The sequence below is a fragment of the Vibrio sp. PID17_43 genome, from assembly GCF_002608565.1.
Classification (GTDB): Bacteria; Pseudomonadota; Gammaproteobacteria; order Enterobacterales; family Vibrionaceae; genus Vibrio.
Window position 1 is genome coordinate 1 of record NZ_LIXM01000010.1, and the last position, 20,104, is coordinate 20,104.

A 20,104-nucleotide genomic window follows, 5' to 3' on the forward strand; every position below is an offset into this window, starting at 1 on the left:
TCTTGCCCATTAAACGAGAAGATCGGATATATCCGAGAGCAATAAAAGCAAAGGCAAAGAAATACCCCAATAAAAAGAAAGCCAGTCAGCTTAACTGACTGGCATTAGGCTATCATCGCCTCTTTCTTGGGAGTGTTATTTGTGTTTTCTTGGCAGCCACCAAGCTAACACTAAGCTCAATGCGACCCAAATATACAGTGGCCAAGTGCCAAACATGCGGTAAGGCGTCTGTCCGTCTGTCGGCGTAAGCTCTGCACGCAGAACCGCAGTTTCAAACTGAGGGATCTGCTCAATGATTTTACCTTTGTGATCTGCCACAGCGGTTAAGCCGTTGTTGGTTGAACGAATCAGAGGTTTGCCTAACTCTAATGCGCGCATACGAGCGATTTCCATGTGTTGCAGTGGACCAATTGAGTGTCCAAACCAAGCATCGTTTGAGAGCGTTAGTATGAAGTCCGTTTCGTCAGTGATGTTCTGACGCACTTGTTCATTAAAGATGATTTCATAGCACAATGCAGGAGCCATGTGCATGCCATTCGCGACAATGTTGGGTTGGACGAACGCGCCACGGCTGAACGATGACATTGGCAGGTTGAAGAATGGTGCAAGAGGGCGCAATATCTCTTCAAACGGTACGAATTCACCAAATGGCAATAGGTGATGCTTGTGATAGCGCTCGTTCATATCAAAGCTGTAATCGCCATATGGTGTCACGCCAAGGGATAGAATGCTGTTGTAGAACTGACCGTCTTCACCTTGATTAACCACTCCGGTGATGATGCCGCTCTGGTTGATCTTCGCAGCACTGTCGATGTTTCTTAAAAATGACGGCACTTCGATTTCAAACGCTGGAATTGCCGCTTCTGGCCAGACAATAATATCCGCATCCCAATTTTCACGTGTCAGGTCCGCATATTTCATGATGGTAGGCCAACGCTGGCTTGGTAGCCATTTTAGTTTTTGGTCGACGTTGCCTTGAATAAGCGCCACTTTAGTGGTGTCTTTTACGCGAGGAGTCACCCAGTCGTATTGGCGAATACCAAAGCCAGCACTCAACAACACGGCAGGGATAATGATCATCAGCCATTGCTTGTGCAGCCAAGCGTAAGCTAATGCTCCAGCACAGATAAGAATAAACAGGGTTAAAAGCTCAACACCACCAATAGGCGCAAAGCTTGCCATCGGCGCATCAATTTGGCTGTAGCCAAGCCATAGCCAAGGGAAGCCTGTCATTACCCAGCCACGCAACCAGTCGGTGATCAGCCATAAAGCTGGGGCCGCTAGCAGCGCTTTAGTAAGCGTAAATTGAGGGAAAAGTTTGTTGTTTAGCCAAGCAAACAAGCCTGAATAAATTGCCAAGTAAGCAATCAACAAGCTCATTAAGAATAGGTTCGCAGTCAGCGGCATACCGCCAAAGCCAGCAATACTGACGTAAACCCAGCTAACACCCGTAGAGAATTGACCTAGACCCCAAGCGTAACCGATCCATAGCGCACGCTTGGGCGATTGGTTTGCAAGAAGAATAAGCAAGATAGCTGGACTAAGTATGGCAATCGGCCATAGTTGATAAGGGGCAAAAGCTAGGGTAGTTAAGGCGCCAACAAAAGCGGCCACGAAGGGCCGCTTGAGGCGATGAAAGAGTACATTCATCATTATATTTTTCTGATATTCCCGTTGTTAGGGTATCGCGTTACTCTTGAGTGGTTTCAACCAGTTTTTCTTCGTCTGGAATCGTCACTTGAAGTTGAATGACACGACGGTTGTCGGCTGCAGTCACTTTGAAGTTGTAACCTTCAAGTTCAACAACTTCGCCTCGAGAAGGTAGGTGACCAAAGGCCGTCATTACCATGCCGCCAACGGTATCTACTTCTTCATCGCTGAAGTCAGTACCGAACGTCTCATTAAACTCTTCAATGGTTGTCAGAGCTCGGACAGCAAACGTGTGTTTGCTTAGCTTGCGGATATCGGTTTCTTCATCGTCATCGAACTCATCTTCAATGTCCCCAACGATTTCTTCAAGGATATCTTCGATAGTTACGAGGCCTGAAACGCCACCGAATTCATCGACAACAATCGCCATGTGATAACGTTCTTCACGGAATTCTTTTAGCAGGCGGTCGACACGTTTACTTTCCGGTACAACGACTGCAGGTCGAATCACTTCTTCGATATCAAATGGGTTACTGCCTGAGCCCAAGTATTTGAGTAAGTCCTTCGCTAGTAGGATGCCTTCCACATGGTCTTTATCTTCGCTGATCACAGGGTAGCGAGAATGTTGAGCATCGGTAATTAGCGCGATCAATGTATCCAGATCGTCTGTGCGCTCAACCGTAACCATTTGCGAACGCGGGATCATAATGTCACGCACGCGCATTTCGGAGATTTCCATAACACCTTCAAGCATATCGCGGGTGTCGTGGTCAATCAGGTCGTTGATTTCTGAGTCGCGGATAACATCCACAAGCTCTTGGCGGTCTTTTGGTTCGCCTTGAAATAGTTGACCTAGACGTTCAAAGAAGGACTTTCTACTCGGACCTTCTGCCTTTTCTTTCTTACCTTCGTTAGAAGAGGGAGAATTATCTTCGTTCATTGTTTCTCAATTAAGTAACGCTATCAGATGTGTGATAGCTCACGTAGAAAGGCGAGTACGAGGTATTGCCCTGGGTAGGTTGCCTTTCCCTTTCGAGTAACCTGTGGTTACTCTTTTTCAGCAATGTATGGATCTTCGTAACCCATGCCTTGCATGATTTCTGTTTCGAGGGACTCCATCTCTTCAGCTTCGTCATCCTCGATATGGTCATAACCTAGCAGATGCAAGCTGCCATGTACAACCATATGCGCCCAATGTGCTAGCAGAGGCTTATTCTGCTCAATAGCCTCTTTTTCAACAACTTGACGACAGATAATTAAATCGCCTAGTAGATCCATTTCCATACCAGGTGGTACTTCAAATGGGAACGACAGCACGTTGGTTGGTTTGTCTTTACCACGATATTCATGGTTTAGCTCGTGACTTTCTTTTTCATCAACAATGCGAATGGTCAATTCTGCTTGAGGTTGAAAAAGAGGAATGGTCTTGTCTAACCACAATTGAAAATCTTGCTCTGAAGGTAAGCCTTCTTCATTTTCGACTGCCAGTTGTAAATCAAGTTCAATTGTCATGTTTATTCCTTGCTCGCCGTGACTTGTGCACTTAGCTCTGCCTTTGCTGCTTCTAGCAATTTTGCATCACGTTCTTCACGACGGCGTTTTTCGAATTCTTTACGTTCTTTCTGGTCTTGCGCTTCCCACTTCTCATAGGCATTAACGATGCGAGCAACCACAGGGTGACGCACAACATCGTCTGCTTGGAAGAAGTTAAAGCTGATGTCATCGACTTCACTGAGTACTTCAATCGCATGACGAAGTCCGGATTTGGCGCCACGAGGCAAGTCGATCTGGGTTACGTCACCGGTGATCACTGCACGTGAATTGAAGCCGATACGCGTAAGAAACATCTTCATCTGCTCGACGGTGGTGTTCTGACTTTCATCTAAAATGATGAAGGCGTCGTTGAGCGTACGACCACGCATATAAGCCAGAGGCGCGACTTCAATGACGTTGCGCTCAATCAGCTTTTCAACACGCTCGAAGCCTAGCATTTCGAACAAAGCATCGTAAAGAGGACGCAGATATGGGTCGACTTTCTGACTTAAATCACCGGGTAGGAAACCCAATTTTTCACCTGCTTCGACCGCAGGACGAGTCAATAGAATTCGGCGGACCTCTTGGCGTTCCAGTGCATCAACGGCTGCAGCGACGGCTAAGTACGTTTTACCAGTACCCGCAGGACCAATGCCGAAAGTGATATCGTGCGTCACCATGTTTACCAGGTACTGAGCCTGATTTGGAGTACGCGGCTTGATCACGCCTTTTTTGGTTTTTACGAAGACTTCTTTACCGTGCTCGATGTTCGATTCAGTATTTTGCTCCAGGACACCGGATTCTTTGATCGCTAGGTGGATCTGTTCTGGTTCGATATCTGGCGTTTCGCCACGAACAGGTGCAGTATCAACGTAAAGTGTTTTTAGAATATCTAGCGCAGCGGCGGCAGTATGAGGTTTACCGACGATGGTGAAAAGGTCGCTACGGTGATTAATTTCAACGCCTAAACGACGTTCTAAGTGCTTGATGTTGTCGTCGAATGGACCGCACAGGCTTGCTAAACGGCGGTTATCTGAAGGTTCTAGGTTAATTTCTAGAGTTACGATTTTATTGCTCAAAGTTACCTCTCATTGTAGCCAATCACTAGAGAGCTGATAACGACCAGCTCTCCTTGGCGTTATACGAGCTTATGGCGTAAAAGTCGCTACACCTAGCTCATCTTCGCGACGGGTTTTCGCCATCATTTGCATTGGAGAAATCACGCTACGAAGGTCCATGTCTTTTTCTGTACGTACAAGCTCACCACGCAGTGAGTTGGCAAATACGTCAGTAATCTTAACGTCAACGAACTGACCGATTAGATCCGCGCTACCTTCAAAGTTTACTACACGGTTATTTTCTGTACGAGCGCGTAGCTCCATTAGGTTCTTCTTAGAAGGACCTTCAACCAAAACGCGCTGCTCAGTGCCTAGCATTAGGCGAGAGTAGCGCATTGCCTGTGTATTAATGGTTTGTTGCAGTTCGTATAGACGCTCTTTCTTCACTTCTTCTGAGAGGTCACAAGGGTAATCTGCCGCTGGTGTGCCTGGACGAGGAGAGAAGATAAAGCTAAAACTCATGTCAAAGTCTACGTCTTTGATTAGCTTCATGGTGTCTTGGAAATCTTTGTCTGTTTCACCAGGGAAAGCAACGATAAAGTCAGAACTGATTTGGATATCAGGACGCGCTTTACGCAGTTTACGAATGATTGACTTGTACTCGATTGCCGTGTGAGGACGCTTCATCATGGTCAGGATGCGGTCACTACCACTTTGTACTGGTAGGTGCAGGAAGCTCACAAGCTCCGGCGTGTCTTCGTATACCGCGATAATGTCGTCAGTAAATTCAAGTGGATGACTCGTTGTAAAGCGAATACGGTCGATACCATCTATAGACGCTACTAGGCGAAGCAGCTCGGCGAATGAACAGATCTCACCGTCGTGCATTGGGCCGCGGTAAGCATTGACGTTTTGACCAAGTAGGTTAACTTCACGAACGCCTTGCTCCGCTAATTGAGCGATCTCGTATAGTACGTCATCCATAGGACGACTCACTTCTTCACCACGAGTGTACGGTACAACACAGTAAGTGCAGTACTTAGAACAGCCTTCCATGATAGAAACGAATGCCGTGGCACCTTCTGCACGAGGCTCAGGCAGACGGTCAAACTTTTCGATCTCTGGGAATGAAATATCCATGACTGGTGCTTCATCTGATTGAGACTGTTTGATCATCTCAGGTAAACGGTGAAGCGTTTGTGGGCCAAAGATTACGTCAACGAATGGAGCACGTTGACGAATGTGGTCACCTTCTTGAGTTGCTACACAGCCACCTACGCCGATCACTACGCCAGGTTTTTTATCTTTTAGGGTTTTCCAACGACCAAGCTGGTGGAAAACTTTTTCTTGCGCTTTTTCACGGATTGAACAGGTGTTAAGTAGAAGTACGTCTGCTTCCTCTGGCTCTTCAGTCAGCTCATAGCCGTTTGCAGCATTAAGCAGGTCGGCCATTTTTGATGAATCGTATTCATTCATCTGGCAGCCCCAGGTTTTAATTAGCAGTTTCTTACTCATCTCACTTTCGCTCGTTCAGTTGTACTTAAATCGGAGAGCTATTGCTCAAATTATAGCCGCCATCTCGGCGGTAAGCGGCGTATTGTACTGCTTTAAAAAGCACCTGACTAGTGATCTGATGAATTCTCTGCAAACCCTGATGAAATCTAGTTTTTTGACCTACACGGAGCAAGGTTTTGTGTTAAAGAATTTTGTAAAAAAAGCGGTGGAACGTACAATTAAAAAACGCCAATTAATCAATGTGATGAAGAGCAAGAAATGAACAAGTATGACATCGTCGTAATCGGTGGCGGCATGGTAGGGGCAGCGGTTGCTGTCGGGTTTGCCAAGCAGGGGAGAAGTGTTATGGTCGTGGAGGGCGCTGAACCGAAAGGATTTGAGGCTTGTCAAGCTCTGGATATCCGCGTGTCTGCGATTTCCCATCAGTCGGTAAAGCTACTTGATTCATTAGGCGCATGGTCCGCGATTGAGAGCATGAGAGTTTGCCCTTATCGTCGTTTGGAAACTTGGGAGCACCCAGAGTGTCGTACTCGTTTCCACTCTGATGAGCTGCTATTAGAGCAGTTAGGTTACATCGTTGAAAACCGTCTGATCCAACTTGGGCTTTGGCAAGCTTTCGCCCAATATGATAACTTAGCGGTAATGTGCCCTGAGCGATTGAAAAGCATAGAATTTTCTGATGTGAACCGTGTGACGCTAGAAAGCGGTGAGCAGTTTGAAGCGAATTGGGTGATCGGGGCTGACGGTGCGAATTCTAAAGTTCGTCAATTGGCGGGCATTGGTGTGACCGCATGGGATTACCGTCAACACTGTATGCTGATCAATGTGAAGACCGCATTACCACAGCAAGACATCACTTGGCAGCAATTCACACCGTCAGGTCCGCGTTCATTCTTGCCTCTATGCTCTCTAATTGAAGATGGTCACGAAGTTGGCCAAGGTTCGCTGGTGTGGTATGACTCTCCAAAGCGTATCAGGCAATTGTGTTCAATGACGAAATCTCAACTCAGAGAAGAGATCCTACGTCATTTCCCATCAGAACTCGGTGATATCGAGGTTTTGCAGTTTGGCTCATTCCCACTGACTCGTCGTCATGCTCAAAGCTATTCAAGTAAGAATTGCGTACTAGTCGGTGATTCTGCTCATACGATTAATCCACTAGCTGGACAAGGCGTGAATCTCGGCTTTAAAGATGTTGGTGTACTGCTTGCGGTTACGGATCAGCAGGAGCAACTCAACGATGTGTTGTTAGCCAAGTATGAACGCGCTCGTCGTCCAGATAACTTATTAATGCAAACGGGTATGGATGTATTTTACAAAGGCTTTAGCAATGATCTAGGCCCGTTGAAGTTTGCTCGTAACGCAGCTTTAAAGCTGGCTGAAAACTCAGGACCGTTCAAAGTACAAGTGTTGAAGTACGCGTTGGGGATATAAGCAACTTGAAAACGGCAGATAGAAAAAATAACAGAGACAAAAAAGCGAGCCATGAGCTCGCTTTTTAATTCTGGATATCAAAGAACGCCCGAGTCCAGAATCGAAAAAATAAAAAAAAAACCAGCAAATTAATGCTGGCTTTCTTAATCATGGTGCGGTCGGAGAGACTTGAACTCTCACACCTTGCGGCGCCAGAACCTAAATCTGGTGCGTCTACCAATTCCGCCACGACCGCATCGTATTTTTTTAGTTATCAAGGCAATTGGTATAACCTTAACAACGTTTTGTAATGGCAGGGCTACCTGGATTCGAACCAGGGAATGGCGGCATCAAAAGCCGCTGCCTTACCGCTTGGCGATAGCCCTACAGGTCTTAGTCTTTCAACTAAGTGCTCTCCAATTAAGGAAAGTAATGGTGCGGTCGGAGAGACTTGAACTCTCACACCTTACGGCGCCAGAACCTAAATCTGGTGCGTCTACCAATTCCGCCACGACCGCATTTTTAATTTACGGAATTAATAGTATAAACTATTTCTTCGAATAAATGGTGGCTACGACGGGATTCGAACCTGTGACCCCATCATTATGAGTGATGTGCTCTAACCAGCTGAGCTACGTAGCCAAATTTTAACTCTTCATTAAGATGGTGCGGTCGGAGAGACTTGAACTCTCACACCTTGCGGCGCCAGAACCTAAATCTGGTGCGTCTACCAATTCCGCCACGACCGCATCTTAATGTGTATTGCTGAGAGAATTGGTAAAACCTCAACAACATCCCTTTTTAGGGAGAATAATGGCAGGTCTACCTGGATTCGAACCAGGGAATGGCGGCATCAAAAGCCGCTGCCTTACCGCTTGGCGATAGACCTACAATGCTCTAATAAAAGAGACTTTAATAATGGTGCGGTCGGAGAGACTTGAACTCTCACACCTTACGGCGCCAGAACCTAAATCTGGTGCGTCTACCAATTCCGCCACGACCGCATAATTACTGAGTAGACTCAATAATCAAAATAGTGGCAGGTCTACCTGGATTCGAACCAGGGAATGGCGGCATCAAAAGCCGCTGCCTTACCGCTTGGCGATAGACCTACAGGCGATAGTCAAAAGACATATCAATTTAGAAAAGTATGGTGCGGTCGGAGAGACTTGAACTCTCACACCTTGCGGCGCCAGAACCTAAATCTGGTGCGTCTACCAATTCCGCCACGACCGCGACTTTTCTTTCAACGTTTAGATCAATTGGTGAGATCTAAATGTAGTTGTAAATGGTGGCTACGACGGGATTCGAACCTGTGACCCCATCATTATGAGTGATGTGCTCTAACCAGCTGAGCTACGTAGCCAAATTTTTACTCTTCATTAAGATGGTGCGGTCGGAGAGACTTGAACTCTCACACCTTACGGCGCCAGAACCTAAATCTGGTGCGTCTACCAATTCCGCCACGACCGCATCTTAATATTTATTGTTGAGAGAATTGGTAAAACCTCAACAACATCCCTATTTAGGGAGAATAATGGCAGGTCTACCTGGATTCGAACCAGGGAATGGCGGCATCAAAAGCCGCTGCCTTACCGCTTGGCGATAGACCTGCAGGCAGTAGTATTGCTACTACTTAAAATATGGTGCGGAAGGAGAGACTTGAACTCTCACACCTTGCGGCGCCAGAACCTAAATCTGGTGCGTCTACCAATTTCGCCACTTCCGCATAATTACTGAGCATGCTCAATAATCAAAATAATGGCAGGTCTACCTGGATTCGAACCAGGGAATGGCGGCATCAAAAGCCGCTGCCTTACCGCTTGGCGATAGACCTGCAGGCAATAAATATATGGTGCGGTCGGAGAGACTTGAACTCTCACACCTTGCGGCGCCAGAACCTAAATCTGGTGCGTCTACCAATTCCGCCACGACCGCATATACTTACTTAAACTGTTTCAAGATGGTGCGGTCGGAGAGACTTGAACTCTCACACCTTACGGCGCCAGAACCTAAATCTGGTGCGTCTACCAATTCCGCCACGACCGCATCTTGAATTTTTACAATCATTAGTTAACTGGTAAAAACTAATGATCTTGTATTCTTATAAAAAGAATGGTGGCTACGACGGGATTCGAACCTGTGACCCCATCATTATGAGTGATGTGCTCTAACCAGCTGAGCTACGTAGCCATCTTTTTGAGCGAGACAATATAAACCTTCGCGCCCTAAGTGACAACCCTTTATTTAAGGAATCTCACTTTGAATAGTGGCAGGTCTACCTGGATTCGAACCAGGGAATGGCGGCATCAAAAGCCGCTGCCTTACCGCTTGGCGATAGACCTGCAGGCAGTAGTATTGCTACTACTTAAAACATGGTGCGGTCGGAGAGACTTGAACTCTCACACCTTACGGCGCCAGAACCTAAATCTGGTGCGTCTACCAATTCCGCCACGACCGCATCTATTCCTAACAATTCTTATGAAAGAATTGTTAGGAATGGTGGCTACGACGGGATTCGAACCTGTGACCCCATCATTATGAGTGATGTGCTCTAACCAGCTGAGCTACGTAGCCATAACCATGTATTGTTGTTCTCGTCGCCTTGTTGCCTTGTCGTCGGGAACGGCGCGCATTATGCGAAGTTGAGTGAGTTCCGTCAATAGTTTTTTTTAATAAATCTCGTAAAATCCATCGTTCGCTTTCTTTTTAAACAAAGAGGCGTGTTTATGATCTAAAACTGGAAATAAATTGGCTTGCAGTGCAGAAGTTAATTATTGGTCTATTATGACAGACATAAAAAAAGCCAGCGCGTTGGCTGACTTTTTATTTAAATGAATTGTTTGAAATTCATTCGTTTAATTATACGTTGAAACGGAAGTGTACAACGTCACCATCTTTTACGATGTACTCTTTACCTTCTAGACGCCATTTACCAGCGTCTTTCGCGCCGCTTTCACCGTTGAACTGGATGAAGTCCTCGTAACCTACTACTTCAGCACGGATGAAGCCTTTTTCAAAGTCCGTGTGGATTTTACCAGCAGCTTTTGGCGCAGTTGCACCAACAGGGATAGTCCAAGCACGAACTTCTTTTACGCCAGCAGTGAAGTAAGTGTGAAGGTTTAGCAGCTCGTAGCCCGCACGAATAACACGGTTTAGGCCTGGCTCTTCGATACCTAGGTCTGCTAGGAATTCTTCACGCTCGTCATCTTCTAGTTCCGCCATTTCTGACTCGATTGCAGCACATACAGGAACAACAACGTTGTTTTCTTTTTCTGCGTACTCACGTACAGCGTCTAGGTATGCATTGTCTTCAAAACCATCTTCGTTCACGTTAGCGATGTACATCGTTGGTTTTAGGGTTAGGAAGTTTAGGTAACCTACTGCTGCTAGTTCTTCTTTAGAAAGCTCAACAGTACGCGCCATGCCACCTTCTGTTAGCACAGGTAGTAGCTTTTCTAGAACGGTTAGTTCAAATTTTGCGTCTTTATCGCCGCCTTTTGCTTTTTTAGCGTTACGCTGGATCGCACGCTCACAAGCATCAAGGTCAGCCATTGCTAGCTCAAGGTTGATAACTTCAATATCTTCGATTGGTGATACTTTACCCGCTACGTGAACGATGTTGTCGTTTTCGAAACAACGTACAACGTGGCCGATTGCGTCAGTTTCACGGATGTTCGCTAGGAATTTGTTACCTAGACCTTCACCGCGAGATGCACCTGCAACTAGACCAGCAATGTCTACGAATTCCATTGTAGTAGGCAAAACTCTCTGTGGGTTAACGATCTTCGCTAGTGCATCTAGACGTAGATCTGGCACAGGAACCACACCAGTGTTTGGTTCAATGGTACAGAACGGGAAGTTTGCCGCTTCGATACCCGCTTTAGTTAGTGCGTTAAACAGAGTTGATTTACCAACGTTAGGTAGACCAACGATGCCACATTTAAAACCCATGATAGTAACCTTATTCAGCTTTGAACGTGTGGAGGCGATTTTGTGCTTTTGATAGACCATCCTTAATTAGGATATCTAGACAGCGTACTGATTCATCAGCTGCGGCGTCTAGTAGCTCTTGCTCTTTCGCTGGAGCCTTGCCTAGTACAAAACCTGCCACTTTATCTTTGTGTCCCGGATGGCCGATGCCGATACGAAGACGATAAAAATCTTTGTTATTGCCCAGTTTACTTATCGTGTCACGCAGGCCGTTATGACCACCGTGACCGCCACCTTTTTTAAACTTAGCGACACCTGGCGGTAAGTCTAGCTCGTCATGAGCAACCATGATCTCTTCTGGCTTAATTTGATAAAACTTCGCTAGTGCAGCGACAGCTTTGCCAGATAGGTTCATGAAGGTGGTTGGGATAAGCAAACGGAGATCCTGGCCGTTGACCATTATACGTCCGGTTAGGCCAAAGAACTTTGGTTCGTTCTTCAGGGTAACGTTGTGAACGCGTGCTAATTCTTCTACGACCCAAGCCCCCGCATTGTGGCGAGTTTTGGCGTATTCTGGTCCCGGATTAGCAAGACCAACGAGAAGTTTGATTGGTTGACTCAAGGTTAGGATCTCTCTGGAATCTCAAAAAGCGCAGTATGATAGCACAGAAAACTCACAGTGGGCGACCAAGCGCAATTCTCTCTTTTCATACAAATAAAAAAAACACCCCAAGGAGGGGTGTTTTTGAAATCAGTGTAACTGAAATGTTCGGATTAGTTGAACATTGCAGAGATTGACTCTTCGTTGCTAATACGACGAATCGCTTCAGCGAGCATGCGCGATAGGCTTAGTGTGGTTACTTTGCCTGTTGCAGCCATCTCTTTAGATAGAGAGATAGAGTCAGTGACGATAACTTGGTCAAGAACAGAGTTCTTAATGTTATCTGCAGCGTTACCAGAGAAAACAGCGTGAGTTGCGTAAGCGAACACGCGCTTAGCACCGCGCTCTTTTAGCGCTTCAGCGGCTTTACATAGTGTGCCACCTGTATCGATCATGTCGTCAACGATCACGCAGTCACGACCTTCAACGTCACCGATTAGGTTCATTACTTCAGAAACGTTTGCACGTGGACGACGTTTATCAACGATAGCGATATCGATATCACCTAGCGCTTTAGCTGTCGCACGAGCACGAACAACGCCACCTAGGTCAGGAGAAACCACTACTGGGTTTTCTAGACCACGAGATTGCATGTCTTCTAGAAGTACTGGTGTACCGAAGATGTTATCCACTGGTACATCGAAGAAGCCTTGGATTTGCTCTGCATGTAGGTCGATAGTAAGAACGCGGTCAACACCAACGTTAGATAGGAAATCAGCAACAACTTTTGCAGTGATTGGTACACGCGCAGAACGTACACGACGATCTTGACGAGCGTAACCGAAGTAAGGAATAACTGCAGTGATACGGCCTGCTGAAGCACGGCGCATTGCATCAATCATAACAACCAGTTCCATTAGGTTGTCGTTAGTTGGGGCACAAGTGGATTGAATGATGAAAACATCGCTACCACGAACATTCTCGTTGATTTGAACTGCAACTTCGCCATCAGAAAAGCGAGAAACAGATGCATCACCTAGAGAGATGTAAAGACGATCAGCAATACGTTGGGCTAGTTCAGGTGTTGCATTACCAGCAAATAGCTTCATATCAGGCACGGTGGAAACCTCGGGTTTGCGTCCAGTTTTAAATAGGTCGGTGTTGGGCTGATTGGTATTCAGCCAAAGTCTCTTTTAGTGGCGAAATATTGCGCCCTTGAGCGACAAATGCCGAGACATTATCAGAGAGTTGTGCAAGGAGAGTTTCTGCTTCAGATTTGCTCGAAAATTCAGCAAAAACGCAAGAACCTGTCCCCGTTAATCTTGACGGCGCGTATTGTAGCAGCCAAGAAAGTTGCTTATCAACCTCTGGGTAGAGCAATCGTACAATTTTTTCGCAATCGTTTACGCTTGGCGTGTTTAAAAGCGTATCTAAATCGCGCTTTGGCGTGTTTCGGATCAAATTTGGATGACCGAATATGTCCGCAGTTGCAATGGAAACGTTCGGTCTTACCACCAAATACCATTTCTCGTCAGGATGAGCAGGAGAAAGTTTCTCTCCTACACCTTCGGCAAAAGCAGAAAAACCACGAACAAAGACCGGCACATCAGCACCAAGTACCAAACCGATTTCCGCTAATTCGTCATCACTTAGGTTGGTTTGCCATAGGAAGTTTAGTGCAACTAGTGTGGTGGCTGCGTTTGAGGAACCACCACCAATACCACCACCCATAGGTAAGATCTTATGCAGATCAATCTGGGCACCGTATGAGCAGTTCGCATAGCGTTGTAGCGCCGTCGCTGCTTTCCAAATCAGATTGTCTTTTAATGGGACGTCTTTGAGCTCTGGGGAAATGGTAATCTCACCAGAGTTGTTGGCTTGAATGGTGAGCTCATCGCCGTGATCGACGAACTGGAATAGAGTTTGTAACTCGTGGTAGCCGTTTTCAGTGCGACCATTAATATATAGAAAGAGATTCAATTTCGCTGGTGATGGCCAGCGGGTTGAAAGATCGATCATTGGGTGATGTTCCATTTTGTGATCACTAAATTAATTTTTACGTCAGCGGTACTTAGCTTCAGTCTGTTCGGCAAAGGCAGCGTTTGCTCATGCCATTCCACGTCACCGTAGCGCTGGTAGGCTATGTTCCAATCGTTTACACCGATCTGTTTATCCAGTGCTTGCAATGTATTGGTTGGTGAAAGTTGGAAAGAGTCGGCATCTGTCGGTAAACCGAGTAGCCAATCCGGCATGTGGTCAACAGGCATCATCAAGCCCGTTAATCGGTAAATCAATTGGTTGGCATCACGGGCAGTAAGGACTTGGTCGTCGTAGGTTTCGACGGTTGCGCCTTGCGGGGTAATCGTGAGCTTTAGTGCCGTCTGGCCGAGTAACGTAGTTAAGCGTAGCTGACTCAGTGCGGCGGAGTGTTTCCAGAAGAAGTTTAAACTCTGCCTTTGATTTGGGCCAATGTAACCGAGTTTGCCCGTCGCTTGAAAATCATTGATGGTTTCAAGTCGCTGCTCGTGCGCTTGCCACTCGACGCTAGTGACGCTTTCAGGTACGGAGGTACAACCTGCAAGTACGATGCTCGATAAGAGCAAGATGAGAAAGGAGCGTAAGGTCATGTTTGATGGCTTATTAATCAGTTTCATCGGTAATCGTTCACAACTATAGCATTGAAAAGACGGAGTTAGGAAAACAAATCCGGCTTACCCTTTCAATAAATGCGTGCTTACAGTAAAATTCTGAACCTATTTTATAACCGATCTCAGAGATACCACGTTAGATGTCCTTGCTTGCTATTGGAATCAATCACAATACAGCGTCTGTTGACTTGCGAGAGAAAGTGGCATTTGGACCCGATAAACTGGGCCTAGCACTTGAGCAACTCAGGGACCATGAAGCTGTTAACAGCAGTGTGATTCTTTCAACCTGTAACCGTACCGAGGTGTACTGCGATGTTAAGCAGGAAACACGAGACGAGCTTATCGGCTGGTTAGCTCAGTTCCACCAAGTTAACCAAGAAGATTTGATGCCGAGCCTATATGTACATGAAGAGCAGGCTGCGATTACGCACTTGATGCGCGTTTCTTGTGGTCTGGATTCTCTGGTACTCGGTGAGCCTCAGATTTTGGGGCAGGTTAAACAAGCGTTTTTAGTTTCTCGCGAGTATCAGTCGGTTGACGCCTCGATGGATAAGCTTTTCCAAAAAACCTTTTCTGTCGCGAAGCGTGTTCGTACTGAAACGGATATCGGTGGTAACGCTGTGTCGGTGGCGTATGCCGCTTGCACATTGGCGAAGCATATCTTTGAATCCTTGTCTGAATCAACGGTACTGATGGTTGGCGCAGGTGAAACTATCGAGCTAGTAGCGAAACACTTAGCTGCTAACGGTTGCACCAAAATGATTGTTGCTAACCGAACTAAAGAGCGAGCGCGAGGGCTCGCTGAGCAGTTCGGTGCAGAAGTGATCAGTTTGAATGAAATACCTGATCACCTGCCGAGAGCGGATATTGTGATTAGTTCTACCGCTAGTCCACTGCCAATTATTGGTAAGGGGATGGTGGAAACCGCGCTGAAAAAACGTCGTCACCAGCCTATCTTGTTGGTGGATATTGCCGTTCCGCGTGACGTGGAGGCTCAAGTCGGTGAACTGAGTGATGCTTATTTGTATACTGTGGATGATTTGCAATCAATCATCGACAATAATATTGAGCAGCGCAAGGTGGAAGCGGTTCAAGCGGAAGCGATCGTCAACGAAGAAAGTGGCGTATTTATGACATGGCTACGTTCACTGCAAGCGGTGGACAGTATTCGAGACTATCGTCAGTCGGCGAATGAAATCCGGGAAGAGTTATTAAGCAAAAGTCTGCAATCTTTGGCAACGGGCGCTGACCCTGAGAAAGTATTGCGTGAACTTAGCAACAAACTCACCAACAAATTAATTCATGCCCCAACTCGCGCATTGCAAAGTGCGGCAGAGCAGGGCGAACAAGCAAAATTAACGGTTATCCGCCAAACACTTGGTCTGGATAATCTGTAACTCACGCTTTTTATTAAGAAAACGACACTATGAAAGCCTCTATTCTAACAAAGCTAGAATCACTAGTAGAACGTTACGAAGAAGTACAACACCTATTGGGTGATCCTGGCGTGATCGGCGATCAGGACAAATTCCGTGCATTATCAAAAGAGTATTCTCAACTCGAAGAAGTGACTAAGTGCTTCCAAGCTTATCAGCAAGCTCAAGAAGATCTTGACGCAGCAGAAGAGATGGCAAAAGAAGATGACGCAGAAATGCGTGAAATGGCTCAGGAAGAGATTAAAGAAGCAAAAGAAGCTATCGAGCGCTTAAACGATGAGCTGCAAATTTTGCTTCTGCCGAAAGATCCAAATGATGAGCGCAACTGTTTCCTAGAAATCCGTGCTGGTGCAGGTGGTGATGAAGCGGGCATCTTCGCGGGTAACCTTTTCCGCATGTATTCTAAATTCGCTGAGAAAAAAGGCTGGCGCATCGAAGTGATGAGCTGCAACGAGTCTGAACAAGGCGGTTATAAAGAGATGATCGCAAAAGTCAGTGGCGATGGTGCATATGGTGTGCTGAAGTTCGAGTCTGGCGGTCATCGTGTTCAACGCGTACCTGAAACCGAATCTCAAGGTCGTGTACACACGTCTGCGTGTACGGTTGCTGTGATGCCAGAAATTCCAGAAGCTGATCTACCAGAGATCAAGGCTGCGGATCTAAAAATCGATACATTCCGAGCATCAGGCGCGGGTGGTCAGCATGTTAACACCACGGATTCTGCAATCCGTATTACTCACTTACCAACGGGTACGGTTGTTGAGTGTCAGGACGAACGTTCACAACATAAGAACAAAGCGAAAGCGATGGCAGTGCTTGCTGCGCGTATCGTTCAAGCAGAAGAAGCCCGCCGTGCAGCGGAAGTTTCTGATACACGTCGCAACCTACTTGGTTCTGGTGACCGTAGTGACCGTATCCGAACTTATAACTACCCTCAAGGGCGTGTTTCTGATCACCGTATTAATCTAACGGTTTACCGTTTGAACGAGGTGATGGAAGGTGATTTAGCAAGCTTGATCGAGCCTGTAATTCAAGAGCACCAAGCGGATCAACTGGCTGCGTTGGCAGAGAATCACTAATTCATGAGCCCAGTTCAATCCATTGAGCAAGCGCTGAAAAGTGCGACGGCAATTTTGAGAGAAGGCGGCGATGAGTCGCCTTCTCTCGATGCAGCAGTCCTTCTTTGTCATGCACTCAACAAACCAAGAAGTTACTTACTCACTTGGCCAGAAAAATTGTTGGAAGCGGATCAGCAAGCGCATTTTGATGCATTGCTTGAACGTCGCATCTCGGGGGAGCCTGTCGCGTATATCATTGGCGAGCGTGAGTTTTGGTCATTGCCGCTTAGGGTTTCACCTTCAACGTTGATCCCAAGACCGGACACCGAGCGCTTGGTTGAGGTGGCGTTGGATAAAACCTATGAGCAAACGGGTCCCATCCTAGATTTAGGCACTGGTACCGGTGCGATTGCATTGGCGTTGGCCTCCGAGTTACCGAAACGCCAAGTGATGGGGGTTGATCTAAAGCAAGAGGCGAAAGAACTGGCAGAGTTTAATGCCGAACAATTAAATATTAAAAATGTGACCTTTGACCAAGGTAGCTGGTTCGAGCCTATTGCCTGCGGTACAAAGTTTGCTTTAATTGTCTCCAATCCGCCGTATATCGACGAAAAAGATCCGCACTTATCTCAAGGTGATGTGCGTTTTGAGCCGAAATCGGCGCTCGTCGCGGATGAAAATGGCTTGGCGGATATTCGTCATATCTCTGATCTTGCTCGTCAATATCTGGAAGACGGCGGATGGCTCGCGTTTGAACATGGTTATGACCAAGGCGAAGCCGTTCGAGAGATCATGACGAACTTTGGTTATAAGCAAGTAGTCACGGAAAAAGACTACGGCGAGAATGACCGAGTGACGCTTGGTTGCTACACCGCACAATCATAACGAGCAAGTCAGCAGTAACTTATAAAAGAGAAAGAAAATGTACGTAGCTCTAAAACACATTCACTTAGTAACGATCGCATTGAGCGCGACGCTACTATCGCTCCGATTTGCGTTGCTGATGATGGACTCGCCAAAACGCAATAATCGCTTCCTGAAAGTTTTCCCACACATTGTTGATACCGCGCTGTTGTTGTCTGGTATTGGCTTGATCATGGTGACTGGTTTTGTTCCATTTACGGATTCCGCACCTTGGCTAACCAACAAAATTACTTGTGTGCTCGCGTACATTGCTCTTGGCTTCTTCGCGCTTAAAATGGCGAAAAACAAGTTGCTGCGAATTTTTGCCTTCTTTGGCGCGTTAGGCTGGTTAGTGATGGCTGCCAATATTGCAGTATCTAAAAATCCAAACTTATTTGGGTAATCTTCATGCTTGAGTTTTTTGACGAAGATTTTGATAACATGGCGTTGGTGGAAGGCGCGTTAGAGTTAAATTATTCCATCAGCCCTGACACCAATGTGCATTGGGCGAAACAAGAGTTAGAGCGCCTTTACCAAGAGGCGGAAGCAACATTGGTTCATGAGACTGATGAAGAGCAACGTTTCGATTCGTTCCTGCGTCTATTCTTTCATGAGTGGGGCTTTAAAGGCGACGAGCAAGAGTACTTTATTTCTGACAACAGCTTTATTGATAAAGTGCTAGAACGTAAAAAAGGCATTCCTGTCAGCCTTGGTGCTATCTTACTTTACTTGGGTAACCGTCTTGGCTTCCCAATGAAGGGGGTAACGTTCCCGACCCAATTTCTGATCAAAGTGGATTGGATGCACAAAACACCGGACTATATTAACCCGTTCAACGGTGAGTATGTCGGTGAGAAAATTCTTCAAGCTTGGTTAATTGGTCAAGAAGGCCCATTTGCGACACTTAAGCCTGAACATTTTGAAGAAGCAGACAACCCAACAGTGATTGGTCGATGGTTAGCACTCATAAAAAGCGCCATGCTGCGTGAAGAAAAATATACACTCGCGCTGCGTTGCACCAATCTTGCTTTAACGTTTGTACCTGATGACCCGTATGAAATTCGTGACCGTGGATTTATCTTCCAGCAGCTAGAATGTCATCAGGTGGCGGTGTCTGATTTTGAGTACTTTATTGACCAATGCCCGGACGATCCGGCATCAGAGCTACTAAAATCACAAGTTAACGTGATGAGCGAAAAGCACGTTACGCTTCACTAATTTTGTCGATACGCCAAATTGAGGCGTGTCGAAAACAGACATAAGAGAATCAAAATGGAACAGAAAATCGTTAATATTGGCGACATTCAGGTTGCGAACGACATGCCATTCACCCTATTTGCAGGAATGAACGTTCTTGAGTCTCGTGATCTTGCAATGCAGATCTGTGAGCACTACGTAAAAGTGACCGACAAGCTAGGCATTCCATACGTATTTAAAGCATCGTTCGATAAGGCAAACCGCAGTTCTGTTCATTCTTACCGTGGCCCAGGCCTTGAAGAAGGCATGAAAATCTTCCAAGAACTGAAAGATACATTCGGTGTGAAGATCATCACTGATGTTCATACAGAAGCGCAAGCTCAACCTGTGGCCGATGTGGTTGATGTCATTCAGCTTCCTGCATTCCTTGCGCGTCAAACTGATCTTGTTGAAGCAATGGCAAAAACAGGTGCAGTGATCAACGTGAAGAAACCTCAATTCATGAGCCCAGGTCAAGTTGGTAACATCGTTGAGAAATTCGCAGAATGCGGCAACGAAAACATCATCCTTTGTGAGCGTGGTTCTTGCCATGGTTACGACAACCTAGTGGTGGATATGCTTGGCTTTGGTGTGATGAAAAACGCATCAAAAGGTAGCCCAATCATCTTTGACGTAACGCACTCATTGCAAATGCGTGATCCATCAGGCGCAGCATCTGGCGGCCGTCGTGAGCAAACAGTAGAGCTTGCAAAAGCAGGTCTAGCAACAGGTATTGCGGGTCTATTTATCGAAGCGCACCCGAACCCAGATCAAGCACGTTGTGATGGTCCTTCTGCCCTACCTCTAGACAAACTAGAGCCATTCCTAGCACAAATGAAATCGCTTGATGATTTGATTAAAAGCTTTACGAATATCGACATCAAATAATCATTCTTATTTGAATGTTTCAATAAAGTGGTCAGCATTATGCTGGCCATTTTTGTTTTTACAACAGCACTCTGGTCTACTATAGCTTCTTGTTTTGTAACTATTATCTATAATCTTTCGAAACAACTGTTGCAAACTTCACCACCTAAAGCACTTATTAGTGATCTGCGTATCACAATAATGACATAACAATGCTATTAGCATAGCGTTCTTTTAAACTGCACCCGTTTAT

The 20,104-nt window shown here is 46.2% G+C and carries 17 protein-coding genes and 20 tRNA genes; 7 read left to right on the forward strand and 30 right to left on the reverse strand.

The window, feature by feature from the left end; genetic code table 11:
* Positions 1-135: 135 nt before the first annotated feature.
* The 5 genes from lnt to miaB form a co-directional block, all read right to left on the reverse strand.
* Complete coding sequence (lnt, locus tag AK965_RS08665; RefSeq protein WP_099079237.1) at positions 136-1,653, reverse strand: apolipoprotein N-acyltransferase; 1,518 nt, start codon at positions 1,651-1,653, stop codon at positions 136-138.
* 37 nt (positions 1,654-1,690) lie between these two features.
* Positions 1,691-2,590 carry a CNNM family magnesium/cobalt transport protein CorC gene (gene corC, locus AK965_RS08670; protein WP_099079238.1) on the reverse strand — a complete coding sequence of 300 codons (900 nt, stop codon included), beginning with the start codon at positions 2,588-2,590 and terminating at the stop codon, positions 1,691-1,693.
* 107 nt (positions 2,591-2,697) lie between these two features.
* Entirely contained in the window at positions 2,698-3,162 is a 465-nt protein-coding gene (ybeY, locus tag AK965_RS08675) for an rRNA maturation RNase YbeY (RefSeq protein ID WP_099079239.1), read from the reverse strand.
* A gap of 2 nt (positions 3,163-3,164) precedes the next feature.
* Positions 3,165-4,262, reverse strand: coding sequence for a PhoH family protein (locus AK965_RS08680; protein ID WP_099079240.1), 1,098 nt, complete (start codon positions 4,260-4,262; stop codon positions 3,165-3,167).
* Between the two features lie 69 nt (positions 4,263-4,331).
* Positions 4,332-5,756 carry a tRNA (N6-isopentenyl adenosine(37)-C2)-methylthiotransferase MiaB gene (gene miaB / locus AK965_RS08685; RefSeq protein WP_099079241.1) on the reverse strand — a complete coding sequence of 475 codons (1,425 nt, stop codon included), beginning with the start codon at positions 5,754-5,756 and terminating at the stop codon, positions 4,332-4,334.
* A 258-nt stretch (positions 5,757-6,014) separates the two neighbouring features.
* Here miaB and AK965_RS08690 point away from each other — a divergent pair, with 258 nt between their 5' ends.
* Positions 6,015-7,190, forward strand: a complete 1,176-nt coding sequence (locus tag AK965_RS08690) for a 2-octaprenyl-3-methyl-6-methoxy-1,4-benzoquinol hydroxylase (protein WP_099079242.1) — start codon at positions 6,015-6,017, stop codon at positions 7,188-7,190.
* A 150-nt stretch (positions 7,191-7,340) separates the two neighbouring features.
* Here the strand turns inward: AK965_RS08690 and AK965_RS08695 are convergent.
* From AK965_RS08695 to lolB, 25 genes are all read right to left on the reverse strand, one after another.
* Positions 7,341-7,425 (reverse strand) — tRNA-Leu (locus tag AK965_RS08695).
* A gap of 55 nt (positions 7,426-7,480) precedes the next feature.
* Positions 7,481-7,555, reverse strand: a tRNA-Gln gene (locus AK965_RS08700).
* A 47-nt stretch (positions 7,556-7,602) separates the two neighbouring features.
* Positions 7,603-7,687: transfer RNA gene (locus AK965_RS08705), tRNA-Leu, on the reverse strand.
* 47 nt (positions 7,688-7,734) lie between these two features.
* A tRNA-Met gene (locus tag AK965_RS08710) sits at positions 7,735-7,811 on the reverse strand.
* A gap of 22 nt (positions 7,812-7,833) precedes the next feature.
* Positions 7,834-7,918 (reverse strand) — tRNA-Leu (locus tag AK965_RS08715).
* A 65-nt stretch (positions 7,919-7,983) separates the two neighbouring features.
* Positions 7,984-8,058 (reverse strand) — tRNA-Gln (locus tag AK965_RS08720).
* A gap of 30 nt (positions 8,059-8,088) precedes the next feature.
* Positions 8,089-8,173 (reverse strand) — tRNA-Leu (locus AK965_RS08725).
* Positions 8,174-8,206: 33 nt separating this feature from the next.
* Positions 8,207-8,281: transfer RNA gene (locus AK965_RS08730), tRNA-Gln, on the reverse strand.
* A gap of 39 nt (positions 8,282-8,320) precedes the next feature.
* A tRNA-Leu gene (locus tag AK965_RS08735) sits at positions 8,321-8,405 on the reverse strand.
* Positions 8,406-8,458: 53 nt separating this feature from the next.
* Positions 8,459-8,535: transfer RNA gene (locus AK965_RS08740), tRNA-Met, on the reverse strand.
* 22 nt (positions 8,536-8,557) lie between these two features.
* A tRNA-Leu gene (locus AK965_RS08745) sits at positions 8,558-8,642 on the reverse strand.
* A gap of 65 nt (positions 8,643-8,707) precedes the next feature.
* Positions 8,708-8,782: transfer RNA gene (locus tag AK965_RS08750), tRNA-Gln, on the reverse strand.
* Positions 8,783-8,813: 31 nt separating this feature from the next.
* Positions 8,814-8,898, reverse strand: a tRNA-Leu gene (locus AK965_RS08755).
* Between the two features lie 33 nt (positions 8,899-8,931).
* Positions 8,932-9,006 (reverse strand) — tRNA-Gln (locus tag AK965_RS08760).
* Positions 9,007-9,022: 16 nt separating this feature from the next.
* Positions 9,023-9,107 (reverse strand) — tRNA-Leu (locus tag AK965_RS08765).
* A 26-nt stretch (positions 9,108-9,133) separates the two neighbouring features.
* Positions 9,134-9,218: transfer RNA gene (locus AK965_RS08770), tRNA-Leu, on the reverse strand.
* A 67-nt stretch (positions 9,219-9,285) separates the two neighbouring features.
* Positions 9,286-9,362, reverse strand: a tRNA-Met gene (locus tag AK965_RS08775).
* Between the two features lie 77 nt (positions 9,363-9,439).
* Positions 9,440-9,514, reverse strand: a tRNA-Gln gene (locus AK965_RS08780).
* 31 nt (positions 9,515-9,545) lie between these two features.
* Positions 9,546-9,630 (reverse strand) — tRNA-Leu (locus AK965_RS08785).
* A 39-nt stretch (positions 9,631-9,669) separates the two neighbouring features.
* Positions 9,670-9,746 (reverse strand) — tRNA-Met (locus tag AK965_RS08790).
* A gap of 285 nt (positions 9,747-10,031) precedes the next feature.
* A complete protein-coding gene (gene ychF, locus AK965_RS08800; protein WP_099079243.1) occupies positions 10,032-11,123 on the reverse strand; it encodes a redox-regulated ATPase YchF in 1,092 nt (363 codons plus the stop codon).
* Between the two features lie 10 nt (positions 11,124-11,133).
* Entirely contained in the window at positions 11,134-11,724 is a 591-nt protein-coding gene (gene pth / locus AK965_RS08805; protein WP_099079244.1) for an aminoacyl-tRNA hydrolase, read from the reverse strand.
* A 152-nt stretch (positions 11,725-11,876) separates the two neighbouring features.
* Positions 11,877-12,821 carry a ribose-phosphate pyrophosphokinase gene (locus AK965_RS08810; RefSeq protein ID WP_005449254.1) on the reverse strand — a complete coding sequence of 315 codons (945 nt, stop codon included), beginning with the start codon at positions 12,819-12,821 and terminating at the stop codon, positions 11,877-11,879.
* Between the two features lie 28 nt (positions 12,822-12,849).
* Positions 12,850-13,722: a 4-(cytidine 5'-diphospho)-2-C-methyl-D-erythritol kinase gene (gene ispE, locus AK965_RS08815; protein ID WP_172438113.1), complete on the reverse strand. Its 873-nt coding sequence runs from the start codon at positions 13,720-13,722 to the stop codon at positions 12,850-12,852.
* Complete coding sequence (gene lolB, locus AK965_RS08820; RefSeq protein ID WP_099079246.1) at positions 13,719-14,357, reverse strand: lipoprotein insertase outer membrane protein LolB; 639 nt, start codon at positions 14,355-14,357, stop codon at positions 13,719-13,721. Before lolB ends, ispE begins: the two co-directional genes overlap by 4 nt.
* A 134-nt stretch (positions 14,358-14,491) precedes the next feature.
* Here lolB and hemA point away from each other — a divergent pair, with 134 nt between their 5' ends.
* The 6 genes from hemA to kdsA are packed head-to-tail and all read left to right on the forward strand — an operon-like array spanning position 14,492 to position 19,872.
* The gene (gene hemA / locus AK965_RS08825; protein WP_099079247.1) at positions 14,492-15,748 is read left to right on the forward strand and encodes a glutamyl-tRNA reductase; all 1,257 of its coding nucleotides are present in this window, start codon (positions 14,492-14,494) and stop codon (positions 15,746-15,748) included.
* A 29-nt stretch (positions 15,749-15,777) separates the two neighbouring features.
* Positions 15,778-16,866, forward strand: coding sequence for a peptide chain release factor 1 (gene prfA, locus AK965_RS08830; RefSeq protein ID WP_099079248.1), 1,089 nt, complete (start codon positions 15,778-15,780; stop codon positions 16,864-16,866).
* A 3-nt stretch (positions 16,867-16,869) separates the two neighbouring features.
* Positions 16,870-17,730, forward strand: coding sequence for a peptide chain release factor N(5)-glutamine methyltransferase (prmC, locus tag AK965_RS08835; RefSeq protein ID WP_099079249.1), 861 nt, complete (start codon positions 16,870-16,872; stop codon positions 17,728-17,730).
* Positions 17,731-17,767: 37 nt separating this feature from the next.
* A complete protein-coding gene (locus AK965_RS08840) occupies positions 17,768-18,151 on the forward strand; it encodes a SirB2 family protein (protein WP_099079250.1) in 384 nt (127 codons plus the stop codon).
* Positions 18,152-18,156: 5 nt separating this feature from the next.
* Complete coding sequence (locus AK965_RS08845; RefSeq protein ID WP_099079251.1) at positions 18,157-18,966, forward strand: SirB1 family protein; 810 nt, start codon at positions 18,157-18,159, stop codon at positions 18,964-18,966.
* Between the two features lie 54 nt (positions 18,967-19,020).
* Positions 19,021-19,872 (forward strand): 3-deoxy-8-phosphooctulonate synthase, encoded by an 852-nt coding sequence (kdsA, locus tag AK965_RS08850; protein ID WP_099079252.1) that lies wholly within the window; start codon positions 19,021-19,023, stop codon positions 19,870-19,872.
* Positions 19,873-20,104: the final 232 nt, after the last annotated feature.

Excerpts from the sequence above, each read along its gene's own strand:
- lnt (WP_099079237.1), bottom strand. The coding sequence starts at position 1,653 with ATGATGAATGTACTCTTTCATCGCCTCAAGCGGCCCTTCGTGGCCGCT.
- corC (WP_099079238.1), bottom strand. The coding sequence starts at position 2,590 with ATGAACGAAGATAATTCTCCCTCTTCTAACGAAGGTAAGAAAGAAAAG.
- ybeY (WP_099079239.1), bottom strand. The coding sequence starts at position 3,162 with ATGACAATTGAACTTGATTTACAACTGGCAGTCGAAAATGAAGAAGGC.
- miaB (WP_099079241.1), bottom strand. The coding sequence starts at position 5,756 with ATGAGTAAGAAACTGCTAATTAAAACCTGGGGCTGCCAGATGAATGAA.
- AK965_RS08690 (WP_099079242.1), top strand. The coding sequence starts at position 6,015 with ATGAACAAGTATGACATCGTCGTAATCGGTGGCGGCATGGTAGGGGCA.
- ychF (WP_099079243.1), bottom strand. The coding sequence starts at position 11,123 with ATGGGTTTTAAATGTGGCATCGTTGGTCTACCTAACGTTGGTAAATCA.
- ispE (WP_172438113.1), bottom strand. The coding sequence starts at position 13,722 with ATGATCGATCTTTCAACCCGCTGGCCATCACCAGCGAAATTGAATCTC.
- lolB (WP_099079246.1), bottom strand. The coding sequence starts at position 14,357 with ATGAAACTGATTAATAAGCCATCAAACATGACCTTACGCTCCTTTCTC.
- hemA (WP_099079247.1), top strand. The coding sequence starts at position 14,492 with ATGTCCTTGCTTGCTATTGGAATCAATCACAATACAGCGTCTGTTGAC.
- prfA (WP_099079248.1), top strand. The coding sequence starts at position 15,778 with ATGAAAGCCTCTATTCTAACAAAGCTAGAATCACTAGTAGAACGTTAC.
- prmC (WP_099079249.1), top strand. The coding sequence starts at position 16,870 with ATGAGCCCAGTTCAATCCATTGAGCAAGCGCTGAAAAGTGCGACGGCA.
- AK965_RS08840 (WP_099079250.1), top strand. The coding sequence starts at position 17,768 with ATGTACGTAGCTCTAAAACACATTCACTTAGTAACGATCGCATTGAGC.
- AK965_RS08845 (WP_099079251.1), top strand. The coding sequence starts at position 18,157 with ATGCTTGAGTTTTTTGACGAAGATTTTGATAACATGGCGTTGGTGGAA.
- kdsA (WP_099079252.1), top strand. The coding sequence starts at position 19,021 with ATGGAACAGAAAATCGTTAATATTGGCGACATTCAGGTTGCGAACGAC.